The organism is Enterococcus sp. HMSC078F03, assembly GCF_001811595.1.
GTDB lineage: Bacteria > Bacillota > Bacilli > Lactobacillales > Enterococcaceae > Enterococcus > Enterococcus faecalis.
In genome coordinates this window covers 183,951-200,095 of the sequence record NZ_KV805602.1, presented here as the reverse complement: position 1 = coordinate 200,095, position 16,145 = coordinate 183,951, and the positions used below count along the sequence as shown (strand labels likewise).

Annotated in this window: 13 protein-coding genes; 1 reads left to right on the top strand and 12 read right to left on the bottom strand. The window is 39.6% G+C overall.

The window, feature by feature from the left end:
• The first annotated feature begins 347 nt into the window (after window positions 1–347).
• Window positions 348–1,763 carry a Ktr system potassium uptake protein D gene (locus HMPREF2810_RS13620; protein WP_002385738.1) on the top strand — a complete coding sequence of 472 codons (1,416 nt, stop codon included), beginning with the start codon at window positions 348–350 and terminating at the stop codon, window positions 1,761–1,763.
• A 36-nt stretch (window positions 1,764–1,799) separates the two neighbouring features.
• On the opposite strand, the gene nifJ is transcribed toward HMPREF2810_RS13620, so the two are convergent.
• From nifJ to xdh, 12 genes are all read right to left on the bottom strand, one after another.
• A complete protein-coding gene (nifJ, locus tag HMPREF2810_RS13615) occupies window positions 1,800–5,333 on the bottom strand; it encodes a pyruvate:ferredoxin (flavodoxin) oxidoreductase (RefSeq protein WP_010815213.1) in 3,534 nt (1,177 codons plus the stop codon).
• Window positions 5,334–5,353: 20 nt separating this feature from the next.
• Window positions 5,354–6,772: an NADPH-dependent glutamate synthase gene (gene gltA / locus HMPREF2810_RS13610; RefSeq protein ID WP_002384176.1), complete on the bottom strand. Its 1,419-nt coding sequence runs from the start codon at window positions 6,770–6,772 to the stop codon at window positions 5,354–5,356.
• The gene (locus tag HMPREF2810_RS13605; RefSeq protein WP_002384175.1) at window positions 6,765–7,622 is read right to left on the bottom strand and encodes a sulfide/dihydroorotate dehydrogenase-like FAD/NAD-binding protein; all 858 of its coding nucleotides are present in this window, start codon (window positions 7,620–7,622) and stop codon (window positions 6,765–6,767) included. The genes gltA and HMPREF2810_RS13605 overlap by 8 nt, the downstream gene beginning before the upstream one ends.
• Window positions 7,623–7,659: 37 nt before the next feature.
• Window positions 7,660–8,124, bottom strand: a complete 465-nt coding sequence (locus tag HMPREF2810_RS13600; protein ID WP_002384174.1) for a flavodoxin — start codon at window positions 8,122–8,124, stop codon at window positions 7,660–7,662.
• Between the two features lie 235 nt (window positions 8,125–8,359).
• Window positions 8,360–9,190 carry a selenium-dependent molybdenum cofactor biosynthesis protein YqeB gene (gene yqeB, locus HMPREF2810_RS13595; RefSeq protein ID WP_002384173.1) on the bottom strand — a complete coding sequence of 277 codons (831 nt, stop codon included), beginning with the start codon at window positions 9,188–9,190 and terminating at the stop codon, window positions 8,360–8,362.
• The gene (yqeC, locus tag HMPREF2810_RS13590) at window positions 9,154–9,909 is read right to left on the bottom strand and encodes a selenium cofactor biosynthesis protein YqeC (RefSeq protein WP_002384172.1); all 756 of its coding nucleotides are present in this window, start codon (window positions 9,907–9,909) and stop codon (window positions 9,154–9,156) included. The genes yqeB and yqeC overlap by 37 nt, the downstream gene beginning before the upstream one ends.
• Window positions 9,897–10,154 carry a putative Se/S carrier protein gene (locus tag HMPREF2810_RS13585; protein WP_002367121.1) on the bottom strand — a complete coding sequence of 86 codons (258 nt, stop codon included), beginning with the start codon at window positions 10,152–10,154 and terminating at the stop codon, window positions 9,897–9,899. The genes yqeC and HMPREF2810_RS13585 overlap by 13 nt, the downstream gene beginning before the upstream one ends.
• A gap of 19 nt (window positions 10,155–10,173) precedes the next feature.
• On the bottom strand, window positions 10,174–10,761 hold the full coding sequence (gene yedF / locus HMPREF2810_RS13580; RefSeq protein WP_002367122.1) for a sulfurtransferase-like selenium metabolism protein YedF: 588 nt from the start codon (window positions 10,759–10,761) through the stop codon (window positions 10,174–10,176).
• 15 nt (window positions 10,762–10,776) lie between these two features.
• The gene (gene selD / locus HMPREF2810_RS13575; protein WP_002384171.1) at window positions 10,777–11,799 is read right to left on the bottom strand and encodes a selenide, water dikinase SelD; all 1,023 of its coding nucleotides are present in this window, start codon (window positions 11,797–11,799) and stop codon (window positions 10,777–10,779) included.
• Between the two features lie 15 nt (window positions 11,800–11,814).
• On the bottom strand, window positions 11,815–12,963 hold the full coding sequence (gene sclA, locus HMPREF2810_RS13570) for a selenocysteine lyase SclA (protein WP_070635620.1): 1,149 nt from the start codon (window positions 12,961–12,963) through the stop codon (window positions 11,815–11,817).
• A 13-nt stretch (window positions 12,964–12,976) separates the two neighbouring features.
• Window positions 12,977–13,558 (bottom strand): molybdenum cofactor cytidylyltransferase, encoded by a 582-nt coding sequence (gene mocA, locus HMPREF2810_RS13565; protein WP_002356598.1) that lies wholly within the window; start codon window positions 13,556–13,558, stop codon window positions 12,977–12,979.
• A gap of 13 nt (window positions 13,559–13,571) precedes the next feature.
• Window positions 13,572–16,145, bottom strand: a complete 2,574-nt coding sequence (gene xdh / locus HMPREF2810_RS13560; protein ID WP_002384169.1) for a selenium-dependent xanthine dehydrogenase — start codon at window positions 16,143–16,145, stop codon at window positions 13,572–13,574.

Here is a 16,145-nt window from a genome sequence, read left to right as displayed (position 1 = left end):
TTGATTTCTACCAACACAATTTTTTATTTTTCATTTGAATAAAAATAACAGTTTGTTACATAAAGTGAACACATTCACATATCAACCGAAATAAAAAAGCTACCACTACTTTTTAAAGTTGTATCGTTAGACAAACTGACCAATTATTAATAAGTTGTTTGGGGAACAACCTATTTTTCTATTCTTTCATAAAATATCATGTTCTCGCTTGTTTGTGGATGTTTTCCAATTATTTCTAACGAATTTCTTATTTTTATTTGTCATTTCAAGGATTTTCTGGCAGAATTATTCGTTTGAGGCGAAAAGTTTTGGTATACTTAGTTTAATTAGAATTGGGAGGTTATCTAGTGAACCATACACGTTTGCTGTGGCTGGCACAGCGAAAAAGCGATCGATTTATTCGCAAAAATTTTTCATCTATTCAAATCATCGTCGCTTATTACATATTAATGACGGTTATTTCTTATTTATTGTTTTGCCTCCCTATTTTCAGAGAACCTGACTCGCATGTTCCTTTTATTGATTTATTTTTCTTAGCAATCAGTACAGTCAGTGTTACTGGACTCACCACAGTCGATATTAATTCGGTTTTTAATGATCGTGGGATTGTCTTATTGGAGGTTCTTTTCCAAGTTGGTGGCTTAGGGATTATGATGATTTCAACGGTCTTTTTTATTTTATCAAAACGGCGCATCACATTAAAGCAACGTCAGTTAATTATGACTGACATGAATCAGCCACGACTGAGCGGAATTGTTCGACTGATCCGCACCACTTTTTTGATTTTAATTTGGTTCCAAGTAATCTTCGGCTCGCTCTTTTCGCTTTATTTTTATATAAGTGGTTATTATACAAACTGGCGAGATGCGATATTTTATGGATTTTATCAAGCTATTTCTGCAGTGACTAATTCAGGCTTTGATATTTCAGGTGATTCAATTATTCCTTTTGCTCATGATTATCTCTTTTTACTGGCAATTATGTTCTTAATTTTTATCGGCGGAATTGGATTTCCCGTTTTACTGGAAATTCATGAGTGGTTACATTTTAAGAAAAAGAACTTTCGTAAGAAGAAACGAGGCTTGCCTTTCCGCTTCTCATTGTTTAGTAAAATTGCTTTGCTAGCGTTTATTGTTCTGTTTATTGGTGGGACTATTTTGATTTACTTATTAGAAAAAGATCACCTATTTTTGACAATGAATGAAAGTGGCCGTTGGGTAAGTTCGATGTTTTATTCGATGACTACACGAAACGCTGGCCTCCAAATTAATGATTTAGGGGACTTCCAAATTACAACATTGATTATTTTCTCTGTGTTAATGTTTATTGGTTGTAGTCCTAGCTCTGTTGGTGGTGGTGTTCGAACAACGACTGTTGCGATTATTGGCTTGTATTTGTTAGCCTTTTTAAAAAGTGAAGATGATATTAGCGTCTTTAGCCGTAAAATAGATGACGATGATGTCAAAAAATCGATTGTCGTCTTCATGTTATCTTTGATTATGTGCTTTTTCGCTGTCGTCTTTTTGTCAGCAACTGAAAATCTGCCCTTGATTTCAATCATTGTGGAAGTCGCTTCTGCCTTTGGGACAACCGGTCTTTCTTTGGGCATTACAGACGATTTAACAACAGTAGGTAAATTAATGATTGCCTTATTAATGTTTATTGGACGTATTGGTATGCTTTATACCTTAATGATTTTTGTACCAAAAGAAACACGTGACTTAGGCTACGAATACCCTTCAGAAAAAATTATTATTGGATAAAAAAACAAAGCCTCTCAAGGAAGAGGCTTTGTTTTTTTATTTTTTCATATGTGTGGCTAGTTTGTTATAACTTTCAGAGCGTTCAATTGCATCTTCTTTAGTTTTATCAAGTAAATGTTCGACTACTTCTTGATTCTCTTTAATTGTATGCAACGCAGAGTAACGTGTTTGTTTTTCAAGGAAATCACGCATTTTGTCAAAATCTGTTTTCTTGTAGTCAATGACCATCGGATCTTTGCCTTTCTTAACTAACTCTGGATTATAGCGATAAAGTGGCCAATAGCCAGATTCAACGGCTTCTTTGGCTTGATCTAACGTCCGAACCATTCCACCTTTGACCCCGTGATTAATACATGGGGTATAACCAATGATAATTGATGGGCCTAGGTACCGCTCCGCTTCGTCAATTGCTTTAATCGTTTGCATTGAGTTTGCGCCTAAAGCCACTTGTGCAACATAGACATTCCCATAAGTGATTGCCATCATCCCTAAATCTTTTTTAGAGGTATGTTTCCCACCCGCTGAGAATTTGGCAATGGCTGAAGCTGGTGTAGCTTTAGATGTTTGTCCGCCTGTATTGGCATACACTTCGTTATCCATAACAAAAATATTAACATCTTCCCCACTAGCAAGAACATGATCAATGCCGCTAAACCCGATATCATAGGCCCAGCCATCGCCGCCGACAATCCATTGACTCGTTTTCACTAGTAAATCTTTTTGTTCGTAAATTTTTGTTAAAAGTGGATCTTCATCGGCTTCTTCACTTAATGCTGCCGCTAGTTTGGTGGCTCGCTGTTGTGTTCCTTCTCCTTCAGCCATGTGTTCCAACCAATCATTTAACAAGGCTTGAAGTGAATCTGATCCGACGTTTTTAGCAAGACTTTCTTCAACCAGACTAGCTAAATGTTGACGTTTCGTTCGATTGGCAATATACATACCATAACCATATTCCGCATTATCTTCAAACAGCGAATTACTCCAAGCTGGTCCTTGGCCACATTCGTTCGTTGTATAAGGCGTCACCGGTGACGAACCACCCCAAATTGATGAACAGCCTGTTGCGTTAGCAATCATCATTCGATCACCAAATAGTTGCGTCAACAACTTAATATAAGGTGTTTCGCCACAGCCTTCACAAGCACCTGAAAATTCCATCAATGGCTGGTTAAATTGGGAACCTTTAACAGAAAGTTTTTTGACTGGGTTGGCTTTTTGTTTAAGAGTCATCGCAAAGGCCCAATTCATCGCTTGCTCTTTCTGAGTTTCATAAGGTTTCATTAAAATCGCCTTGTCTTTCACGGGACATGCCTGAACACAAAGACCACAACCTGTACAGTCTTCTAAAGAAACTTGGATACGATACATCAACCCATCTGTGCCACGCATTTCGCGCATGGCAAAACCTGCAGGTGCTTCTTTCAGTTCTTCTTCATCCGCTAAAAACGGTCGAATAGCCGCATGTGGACAAACAAAGGCACATTCATTACACATCGTACACTTATCCATTTGCCACTCAGGCACTTCTAACGCAATGCCACGTTTTTCATAAGCCGCAGTGCCCATAGGAATGGCACCGCCCTTCATTCCGTTTTCAATCAAATCTGAAACGGTCAGCTGATCCCCTTCTTGACGATTGATTGGTTCTAAAATATTTGTCACAAAAGCTGGAGCTTCCGACTCTTGATTTTCTGGTTCTAAAACAATGGTTGCCCAATCTTCTGGAACTACGATTTCTTGCAGCGATTCAAAAGTAGCATCAATCGCTTGGTAATTTTTTTCAACAATTTCCATTGATTTTTTTCCATAAGTCTTTTTCACTTCTTCTTTAAGTAACGGTAAATATTGCTCTTTCGTTAAAATATCTGTTACTTCAAAAAAGGCAGTAGACATCACTGTATTGATCCGACGGCCTAAGCCTACTTTGCGAGCTAACTCAACCGCATTGATAATATAAAATTTGATTTGGTGCTCCCCAATATATTTTTTTAACTTAGCCGGTAATAAACGATGAACCTTTTCTTGATCCCAAATAGTATTCAGTAAAAACGTTCCGCCATCTTTTAAACCTTTTAACAGGTCGTATTTATGCAAATAGGAAGCATTATGACAAGCGATGAAATCTGCTTGTTCAATTAAATACGTGGAAGTAATTGGCTCTTTACCAAAACGCAGATGCGAAACGGTTAAACCGCCTGATTTTTTAGAATCATAACTAAAGTAAGCTTGTGCATAAAGGTCGGTATGATCTCCGATAATTTTAATCGCTTGCTTGTTTGCTCCCACAGTTCCGTCAGAACCAAAGCCCCAAAATTTTGCTTGGAAGGTAGTATCTGGCGTTAAATCTAAAGTAGGTTCTTCTGGCAATGATTGATAGGTTACATCATCAACGATCCCTACCGTAAAGCGTTGTTTTAATTCTTTAAATGGCAATAACAAATGGTCATAGATCGCTTTAATTTGATTAGGCGCTACGTCTTTAGAACCTAACCCATAACGTCCACCAATCACAATTGGACGATTTTCATGTTGATAGAGAGCGCTTTGAACATCTAGCAATAACGGTTCCCCTTCGGCTCCTGATTCTTTTGTTCGATCTAAAACCGCAACCTTTTCTACTGTAGCTGGTAATTTTTCAAGAAGGTTTTCGGTAGGAAATGGACGATATAAATGAATATTGATAAAACCAACTTTGCGTCCTTGTTGATTGAGATAATCGACTGTTTGTTTGATTACTGGTGAAGCCGACCCCATTGAAATAATGACTTCTGTTGCATCTTCAACCCCATAATAATCGGTTAAATCATACGTTGTTCCACGAAGATTGTTAATTTTTTTCATGTATTTTTGAACAATTTTTGGCATTTCTTCGTAATTTTTATTGACTGTTTCTCTTTGTTGAAAATGAATGTCAGGATTTTGAGCGGTCCCTGAAACAGTGGGATGATTAGGATTCATGCCTCCCATTCTAAAACGAGTTACAGCTTCCTGATTCACCATTTCTTTCAGGTCATCATAATCAATCACTTCGATTTTTTGTAGTTCATGGCTCGTTCTAAAACCATCAAAAAAGTTTACAAAAGGTAAACTACCTTCTAAGCTAGCTAAATGAGCAACTGCCGACAAATCCATTACTTCTTGGACACTCGATTCTGCTAACATACAAAAACCTGTTTGGCGGGTAGCCATCACATCGCCATGGTCACCAAAAATACTCAATGCACTTGTCGTTACTGCCCGAGCCGCCACGTGGAACACAGAAGGTAGCAATTCTCCTGCGATTTTATACATATTGGGAATCATCAACAGTAAACCTTGTGAAGCAGTATAAGTAGTGGTTAACGCACCTGTTTTTAACGAACCATGAACTACTCCCGCTGCCCCAGCTTCTGATTGCATTTCAATAACTTGAACTTTTTGACCATAAATATTTTTTAAACCACTTTCCGCCCATTCATCTACCAACTCAGCCATTGTTGAACTTGGTGTGATAGGATAAATAGCGGCAACTTCTGTAAACGCATATGAAATATAAGCCGCTGCGGTGTTTCCATCCATTGTTTTTTTCATTTTTTCACCTTTTATCTTTCCTAAACATTGCTTGTGACTGTTGTTTTTTGTGTTTTGACATACTGATCAATTGCATTAGCTGCGATTTTCCCAGCGCCCATCGCTAAAATAACGGTGGCAGCACCTGTGACTATATCGCCCCCGGCAAAAACGCCAGGTATTGAGGTTGCTCCTGTTTTAGGATCAGCTTGAATGTAACCCCATTGGTTTAGTTCTATTTCTGGATATGTTGATAACAAAACTCGATTTGCCCCTTGGCCAATTGCCTCGATTACTGCATCAGCAGGAATGGTAAACGTGCTGTCTGGAACCGGTTCTGGCCGTCGTCTTCCAGACACATCTGGTTCACCTAAAACCATTTTGATACATTCAACACCGGCTAGATTTCCTTGTTGGTCATCTAAATAAGCAATTGGATTCGTTAACCAATAATAGTTAATTCCTTCTTCAAGGGAATGGTGGTATTCTTCAATTCTTGCTGGTAATTCTTCTAACGAACGACGATACACAATGTTCACATTTTCAGCGCCTAATCGTTTGGCTGAACGAGCGGCATCCATTGCAACATTCCCGCCGCCAATCACAACAACATTTTTAGCACGTTTAATCGGTGTATCATATTCTGGAAACTCATAGCTATGCATTAAATTGATTCGTGTTAAAAATTCACTAGAAGAATAAACCCCATTTAAACTAGTTCCTGGGATTCCCATAAAATTTGGTGCCCCTGCACCAACCGATAGATAACAGGCATCAAACTCTGACATTATTTCTTCCATCGTAATCGTTTTACCTACTACCACATTGGTTTCTATTGTTACACCTAAGGCTTCAATACTCGCAATTTCTTGTTTAACAATTTTTTTCGGTAATCGAAATTCAGGTATGCCATAGGTTAATACGCCACCAGCTTCATGAAGCGCTTCAAAAATAATTACTTCGTAGCCGAGCTTTGCCAAATCCCCCGCAACTGTTAACCCAGAAGGACCAGAACCGACCACTGCGATTTTCCCTTTTGTTGGTTCCGCTGTTTTTTTTGGAAACATGTGATTTTCTAATGCCCAATCGGCAACTAAACGTTCTAATTTGCCAATTGCCACTGGTTCAAAGTTTTTGGCTTTCCCTAATTTACAAACTTGTTCACATTGTTTCTCTTGCGGACAAACGCGTCCACAAATAGCAGGTAAATTCGTATATTTACTTAAAATATTGGCTGCTTGTTCCATGTTTCCTTCACGAATAGCTAAAATAAATCCAGGAATATCAATCATCACGGGGCATTTAGCAATACAAGGTGCATTTTTACATTGTAAACAGCGAATCGCTTCTTCTTGCCCTTCTGCTAATGTATAGCCTAAGCAAACCTCTTCAAAATTATTCTTTCTGATAGTAGGTGCTTGTTCCGCAATCGGTGTTTTTATACGACTTTTTCTAGCCATTTTTCTCCACCTGCTCTTTCAAACGATCTGTAAAGCAAACTGCTTCTTCTTCCTGATATTGCTTCATTCGATTAATGAATTCATCCCAATTTACTTCATTGCCTTTAAACTCAGGTCCATCAACACAGGCAAATTTCATGGTGCCATCAACAGTGACCCGACAACCGCCACACATGCCTGTTCCGTCAATCATAATAGGATTCAAGGAAACATAAATTGGTAATTGATGTTTTTCAGCTGTCAAGGTACAAAATTTCATCATGATGCTGGACCCAATCGCCCAACTGCACGCTACAGATTCACGTGCAATAACTTCTTCCATCGCTTCTGTTACTAAACCCTTTTTACCTAATGAACCATCATCCGTTGTAATGATTAGCTCATCTGAATAACGACGGCATTCTTCTTGTAACAGAACTAACTCAGCTGTTCGTGCTCCCAAAATCGTAATCACTCGGTTGCCTGCTTCTTTTAAAGCCTTGATAATTGGATAAATAGCCGCGATACCAACCCCGCCACCGACAACCATCACCGTTCCATATTGCTTCACTTCTGTGGGCATACCTAAAGGTCCAGTGACATCTAACAAAGAGTCGGAAGTTTTAAGTTGGGAAAGTGCAGCTGTTGTCTTACCGATTACTTGGAAAATAATTCGAATACTGCCTGCTTGTGGATTTGTCTCCGCAATCGTTAAGGGAATCCGTTCTCCCTTTTCGTCAATTCTTAAAATAACAAACTGTCCAGCCTGAGCATGTGTCGCTATTCTTGGCGCTTCCAGCCAAAAGTCAAATGTATTACTAGATAATTGAGTCGACTGAAGAATATTAAACATTGAAATACCTACCTTCATCATTCCTTTTCATTCTGACTCCTACTTTCTTAAACCTTTAGGCAACGCTATCAGATAAAGTTGTGGCAACACTTTTAACAAATGTTTTTAGCATTTCGATGTCTTCTTCTTCTGCATTGTTTTCAATTTCAACTGTTTCAGCTACTTTTTTAGCACCAGCTTTTTCAAAAGCTCCTACAAAATCATGCGCTGATTTACAGAAAAATTCACCATATTCACGATCACCGGAACCAACAACGCCAAATGGCTTACCTGTTAAATCCTTTTCAGTTAATTCATCAAAGAAATCTTCAAATTCAAAAGGCAGTTCCCCATCACCATAAGTATACGTTGCGATAATACAAGCATCTGCATCATCAAAGAAGTCTACATCAACTTCTGAACACTCTTCACGTTCTACTTCAACTCCAGCTTCTTGAAACTGTTCTTCCAAAATCTCGGAAATTTCTTCTGTGTTTCCAGTCATACTTGCATAAACAATTTTTACTAGTGCCATCTTCATTCATTTCCTTTCTTTTTCCTAAATATTTCAATGCATTCAAATGCAATTGTAACCCCTTACATTAATTCCTAAAAAAATAACTTTTACAAATGATTTTATTCACAAACTAATCTAAATAAGTATGTACTCTTCCCCTTTCGAGATAGAGTATTTTTTACTACGTCTTTACTATACCACATTCCAAACCTTTTTAACAATATTTTTAAGGTAAAAAAAATATTATTTAGGTTCTTTTTTATAAAACGTTTTTCCTTCTTCCAATCATAAAAATTGCTTCTAAAACCGCTCCCCCTAATGCACGAGCTTTGTCGGAAATCGTCAAGCAATCGACTTTCTCAACTGGTCGAGGATCTACATCTGCACACTTCAACCCTTGATAACAGGTTACCTTTTCTGAAATCAATCCTCTCAAAGTCCCTGTCAGAGGCGAATAAACTGGAACCTGATCGATAAAGAATAATGCTTCCCCTTTCAACACGAGATCCCCTATGTTTTTAAGGTGGGTAACTTGTCCTGAAGCAGGGGCATGGACAACTCGTTCCGCACTTTTTCCGCCAATTTCACCTGGAATACCTGTATTAGGTAAAGCTGTTCCTTCAAAGTATAAACGTCCCAACCTATGGCCACGCATTGTCTCAATCACAACATCGACATCTTGCGGTGCTGAAAAGCCTGGTCCTAAAGCAATCGTAATCGGTGCCATTCCTCGATGCGTACCTAAATTTTTCTTAGCCAAAATCGCATCGATAACAATCAGTGGTTTCAATTGTTGAATAGCACTTGCTGTTTGATCGACAAAAACAGGCAGCTTATTTTGCTGCCAACATTTCGCGCAATCCTTTAATGAAGTAATTCGAACAGCAACCAAATCTTCCACTCTTTGTTCTTTCTGGAAAATAGCATCACAAACTGAAACAGTCCGCCGAATGGCCAGAGGACATTCTGTTTCTAATACTAGTATTTTAAAGCCAACGTGCCATAATTTTTGGATAACGCCTGTCGCTAGATCACCCGCTCCGCGAACAATCACTAATTTTTCTTGGATGTTTTGACTGATTTCTCCCATAAAATAAGTCCTTTCTCTAATTCCATATTGCAAGCAATAATCTTGTCTAATTTTTCAAAACAGCTTTTGGGTAATTGAAGACAGACATTCATTGCTTGAACAAATTCTCTTCGCGTATGGGTTTGATTTAAACACAAAATTCGTTGGCCTTGGCTCTCTTTAAACAATCCTTTTGGATGAGCAATCAGTTGAGCTAACAATGTTTCTGTGATTGGTTCTTGTAGTTGCGCATCGGTTAATTCCAAAAAAAGCGGCAACCGATGAATGGTCGTTTCATCTATCTTTTGACCAATCACAGAAATCGGAAGCACACCAATTGTGGTGGTTGTTTCTTTTAATATCACGGGTTCATAAGAGGACCAGCCTTTCAAAGGTCGTTGTTTGGACCCATCCGCTTCTAAAAAAACTTTCGTGAAGTGCTGAAACAATGTTTGAAACGAGGTCATTGCAGGCATTGTTAGTTTTGTTTGGTTGTTGATAGCGGTTCCTGCTAAAGTGATTCCGCAGATATTCGGCGTTATTTTTTCAAAATGGTTCGTATAAAAATAATCATACAATTGACGTTGGGGAAACCCAATTTTTGTGGTTGTACTAACCAGAACAGCTTCTTTTCGATATGTTTTTGCTAGCGCCCACATTAAGCTTGTTTTCCCACCACTACCAACAATTGACACAATCTCCTTTCCTTGTAAATCAAAACACTTTTTTAAGGACTCCACAGTTGGTACCTCCTTTCCCCAAGGTCATTTTTCACAGAAAAAATAGAGGCTACGCGTACTTTTGCTTCTTCTAAAAAACATACACTGTGAGTTATTTCCGCTTCATTAATGAGTAAACCGATCCCACAGCCATCCGTCAATGATGGTGGCAAAGTAAAGACGCGAACAGCCACCTTTCTTGTCAACAGTACTTGTTCTGCCTGAACAGCATAATGTGTATTCGGAAAGGTTAGCAAATACTCCATCTTTTCACCTTCTTTTTTGTTAAAGCGTAATTACTTTAGCCGCTTGATTCATCGTTTCAACAATTTCATACATATTAGTAATAGAGCCGATAGCTAAGGTGTCTGTTAAATGATAAAAATCTAAACAGGCCCCACACGTTTGAATCGTGGTTCCCTTCTCCGCTAATTGTTGCAAATCAGCTAAGGTATTCGCTGCTTGATTCGTTAAAAACGCCCCTCGATTAAAGAATAATAGCTGTGTAGGAACAGTTTCTGCTTCTGATAATGATTGAAGATAACTTTTCATTAATAGTCGTCCTAGCTGCTCGTCTCCAGTACCTAATTGATCGGAGCCAATCGTAATTACTAAATCTGTTGCTGACTGACTTGTTTGTTGCGTCGCTTCTTCAGGTACCGTAATTTTGACAGAGAAAACCGTGGCTTCTATCTGCTTCGCAGTCAAAGTGGCCTGTTTTTTAGCAGCTAATTTTTTCAAATTTTCAACAGCTACTTCGTTATCGACTAAAACTTCGATAGTGCCTCCAGCTAAACCTAACTCCGCCAAGGCTTTTTTTGTTTCAATCACAGGTATTGGGCAAGGTTTTCCCAACGCATCTACTAATTTCATATTTGGCCCTTCTCTCTATAAAAGTACTACTGCTTGTTGTTCTTTTGGCAGAACCTCGCCAATAATTTTGGCAACAGGGTCCTCTTTTTGAATAGCTGCTAAACAGGCTGCCGCTTCATCAGCAGCGACACTAATTAACAGTCCGCCAGATGTTTGTGGATCAAACAAAAGTTCTTGCATTTCCATAGAAATTTTTGAATAATCGATTGTCGTTCCGATTGTTTGGCGGTTTCTTTGCCCAGCTGCAGTGACTAAACATTCTGCGGCGTAGGCCAACGCTCCTGTAATGGTTGGTAATGCTTCTGTATCAATCAGTAATGTTACCTGATTATCAGCCATTTCTTTTGCATGAATTAATAGACCAAACCCAGTCACATCAGTACAAGCATGTACTGCGTAGGATCGAGCATTTGCAGCGGCATATTTATTTAAACGTTCCATCGAATCTTGTGCGATTTTTTGTTCCGTCTGCTTCGCTAATTGCCCCCGAACAGCCGCTTGAATAATTCCTACACCTAATGCTTTAGTTAAAATCAAGACATCCCCCACCTGTGGCGTATTATTATGCCACAATTTTTCTGGATGAACTTCTCCAGTTACCGCTAAACCATACTTGGGTTCATGGTCATAAATCGAATGGCCTCCCGCCAGTAAAGCACCCGCTTCCTTTAATTTTAAGCTGCCACCTAAGAGCATTTGTTCCAACCATTCTTTTGACATCTTTTGTGGAAAACAAACAAGATTTAGCGCATAAAGGACTGTTCCGCCCATGGCATAGACATCGCTTAAAGCATTAGCGACCGCAATTTTTCCAAATGATAACGGATCATTGACCATTGGTGAAAAAAAATCAACCGTTGAAATCAAAGCTTTTTCAGGCGTTAGTTGGTAAACCGCGGCGTCGTCGGCATGTTCAAATCCGACGAGTAGCCGCTCATTTGCCGGTGTTTCGGGTAAGTGTTGCAATAATTGATTCAGTACACGGGATTCAATTTTTGCCCCGCAGCCACCTGATGTACATTGTGATAAAAAATCCATGCTGTCCGCTCCTTCTCAAATTAGTAGTTCTTGTAAAGCGTGAATTGTCCAAGTAATTTCTTCAGGCGTTGTCTGCCAACCAAAGCTAAAACGTAAGGTGCCAGTTGCTAAAGTCCCAGCTGTTTCATGGGCTAATGGTGCACAATGTAAACCTGCGCGCGTCATAATGCCATATTGTTCTGCTAGTTGCTGTGCCACTACTGTTTCTTCCTGATTCCACAGTGTGATAGAAACAACAGGGACAGTTTGTGCCACGTCCTTGGTTCCTAAAATTGTGACAGGTAACCCTGATAAACCATTTAAAAAATTCTGCATTAAGGTTCGTTCGTGCTTTTGAATCGCTGCTAAACCAATTTTATTCAACTCTTTAACAGAACTATTTAAGCTTAGAATACCTAAACTGTTTAACGTACCAGCTTCAAATTTATCTGGTAAAAAAGAGTGTTGATCAAAGGAATTAGAGTGGCTACCAGTGCCGCCCGTTATCAGTGGCTTAACCGCTTCAGCCCCTCGCTCACTAAAAGCTAACCCACCAATACCTGCTAATCCATATAAGCTTTTATGTCCAGTAAAGGCTAACACATCAATGGCCATCTGGGTCATTTTTATTGGTAAAAATCCCGCCGTTTGAGCCGCATCCAAAACAGTTAGTAATCCTTTCTGGTGGGCCCATTGAAAACATTCTTCAATGGGTAAAATGGTGCCTAAGACATTGGATGCGTGTGTCATCACCAAGGCTTTTGTATTCGTTCGCCAGGCTCGCTGAATATCTTCTACATCTAACAGGCCAGTTTTTTGACAAGCAACATACGTCACTGAAATGCCTCGTTCTTTCTCAAGTAAGTGAAGCGGTCTAGCTACTGCATGATGTTCTAACATAGTCGTAATCACATGGTCGCCAGGTTGTAAAATCCCCGCTAATGCAAGATTTAAGGAAGTTGTTGCGTTATTCGTAAACGTAATCTGAGCCGCACTGGGTGCCTGAAAAAAGTCTGCAAACAATTGACGTGTCTCTAAAAGAGGAAGCCCCTCTCTAAGCAAAGGGGCATTTCTTCCGTAATTCATGAACTGATTTTCTGCTAAATAGGCAGTCAAAGCCTCAATGGTTGCTGGAAATTTTTTATAGGAAGTCGCTGCATAATTTAAATAAACCAAATCCTTCATACGATTTTCCTCTCTAACTATTGGTTTCTTGAATTAATTTTCTGTACTCTTCTGGCGTATCGATATCTTTTAAACGGCCAGGAGTCGCTATTCTCAGCATCTGAACTGCTTCTGGAAAGCGTTCATAAATCATGCGTCCGCCTTTTTCACCAGTCAATGTTAATAGTTCTTGTCGAAATTGATTACCGAATAATACTGGACTACTAGGACAGCCATCTTTTTGTAATGGCACTACAATTTTATTTCTCTGACATTTATCTAACACAGGTTGTAGCATTTTAGGTGTTAACAATGGTTGATCACTAGGTAAGTATAAATAGCCAGCTCCCCGAGCTTGTTCAGTTCCTAAACGAATACTGCTACTTTGCCCTTCTTGCCATTGATGATTGAGAATCAACTGAATGTTCTTAGGTAAAGGAAACGCTGGCTGATTCTCAGGCGAAACAACTAAAATCCGTTCTAATACGTCTAATTGATTCACTAAGGTTAACGTGTGCTCTAAAAATGTTTTTCCTTGATATTTTAAGAACAATTTATTTTGGCCCATCCGTTGTGAATTGCCCGATGCTAGAATAATGACACTAACGAGTGACATGAGTTGTCTCCTTTTATCTTTTTTTCTTTTGATAAGGGGTATTTTCTAAAGGCAGACTTGGTCGGAGCTGACCATCCAAGGCAAAATATGCGCCTGCTAAAGCTGGTGCGGTAGGGATCGTTGCTAACTCACCTACGCCTTTAATTCCATAAGCTAAACCTTCGTGAAGATTGTCAGCATGAACCAAAATTGTTTCGATTGGTGGTACTTGAGTGGCGTTCACTAATCCTAGCGTTGCATATTTTGCTTTAACATAGCCTTCTTCTAAGGCAAATTTTTCAGTTAAAGCATACCCCATGCCCATCGCAATCCCACCTTCAATTTGACCTTCAGCAGCTCGTGGATTCACCACTTGCCCCATATCATACGCAGCCACAAATTTAGCTACTTTTCCTTTGTCATCTAGAATAGCTACTTCAGCAGCATAACCATAGCCAGCATGACTAACTGGACTTTTTTTATCATTAATTAACGGATCCGTTTTCGCTGAATATTCCCCATAAAATTCTTCACCTTCCAAATCACTTAAAGCACGTCCCATATCAAGCTCATACCGTAATTGCATTGCCGCTCTTCTAGTTGCTTCTCCTGTGAAGAGTGACTGCCTCGAAGCCGTTGTCGTTCCTGAATTCGGTGTTCTTCTCGTATCAGGGGCTTCCGCAACAATCATTTCTGGTGGTAAATTTAATGTTTCACAGGCAATTTGCGTCGTAACGGTTGCCATTCCTTGACCGATACAAGCAGCACTTGTGCGGACATGTATTTTTCCTTCTTCAACAGAAATAATACAACGCCCTGTATCAGGTAGCCCCACACCCACGCCACTATTTTTAAAGAAACTAGAAATTCCAGCAACTTCCGCTTGTTCATAGACGTCTTTAACCGCTAACAAGGCTTCTTTTAACGCCGCATTTTTCGAGACCAATTGTCCATTCGGTAAAGTATCTCCTGGGGCGACGGCATTTTTAAAGCGTATTTCCCATGGTGATAGTCCGACTTTTTCTGCTAACAAGTTTAAATTACTTTCAATTGCAAAAGCCGTTTGGCAAACACCAAATCCACGAAATGCACCTGCTGGCGGATTATTAGTATATACAGCAAACCCTTCCACATCAATCGTTTGATACTTGTAGGGACCTGCCGCATGTGTACAAGCCCGTTGCAATACTGGTCCTCCTAAAGAAGCATAGGCCCCAGTATCCGCATAAATCACTGCTTTCATTGCAGTTAAATTGCCTTCTTCATCACAGCCGGTCGTAAAGTCCATTTCCATGCCATGGCGTTTGGGATGAACCATCAAACTTTCTTCACGGCTTAGCAGTACTTTTACTGGTTTCTTCAATAACCAAGCGGCTAAGGATGCATGATGCTGAACACTCATGTCTTCTTTCCCACCAAAACCACCACCAACAAGTTTTGATTGAACATGAATTTTTTCCTTGTCTAGTCCTAACATCCGAGCCACTTCCCGTTGTTCATCATAGATACTTTGACCCGCACTAAAGAGTAAAATGCCCTCACCTTCAGGCTGTGCAATCGCACACTCGGGTTCCATGAAGGCATGTTCGTTAATTGGTACGGAATAATGTTCTGTCACTACAAACGCAGAATTTGCTAATACTTCATCTGCGTTGCCACGTACCAAGTGTTCATGAGACAAGATATTGCCCTTTTCATGAATAGCTGGTGCACCTTCTGCTAAAGCAGCTTCACAAGAAGTAAGCGGTATCATTTCTTCGTAATCAACTTCCACTAAATTTTTTATCTCTGGTAAGGTTTCTTTTCTTTTTGAAACAACGAGTGCTACTGCATCCCCAACATACCGTGTTATTTCTCCTACTGGAATCATTACATCCCAATCGGAAATAAATTCTAAATGACCAATTTTATTATTTCCTGGAACGTCTTTAGCTGTGAACACAGCCACACAGTCAGGATGCGCCAATGCTTGGGTACTATCGATTGATAGAACTTTTGCGCGAGGATAGGCACTCCGCAAAGCAGATGCATGAAGCATTCCTTCTATGTCAATGTCATCTACATAAATCCCTGTTCCTAAGGTTTTCTCCACTGCATCGACCCGTTGGAAGTCTTCCCCTAATTTACCATTTGAATGTTCTTCTGGAATGCTCGTTTCTTCACAAAACATTTTAGCAGCTAACTGAATGGCTTCTATTATTTTCACATATCCTGTACAACGACAAATGTTTCCTCGTATAGCTTTCTGAATGTCTTCTTTTGTGGGTTCGGGTTTCTTGTTCAATAATCCTTGTGCCGAAATAACCATCCCAGGGATGCAATACCCGCACTGAACTGCACCCGTTTTTGCAAACGCATAAGCATAGACATCTTTTTGCCGTTGGCTTAAACCTTCGATTGTCGTGACTTCTTTGCCAGCTAATTTTTCTAGAGTAAACAAACATGCTTTGGAAGCCTTTCCATTTACTAACACCGTACATGCACCGCAAGAGCCTTGGTTACAGCCATCTTTTGTTCCAGTTAGGCCCAGATCCTCCCGCAAAAAGTCCATTAATTTTTTGTTTGTTTCACAGGTTTCACTTTGACCATTTACAATAATTGAATACAT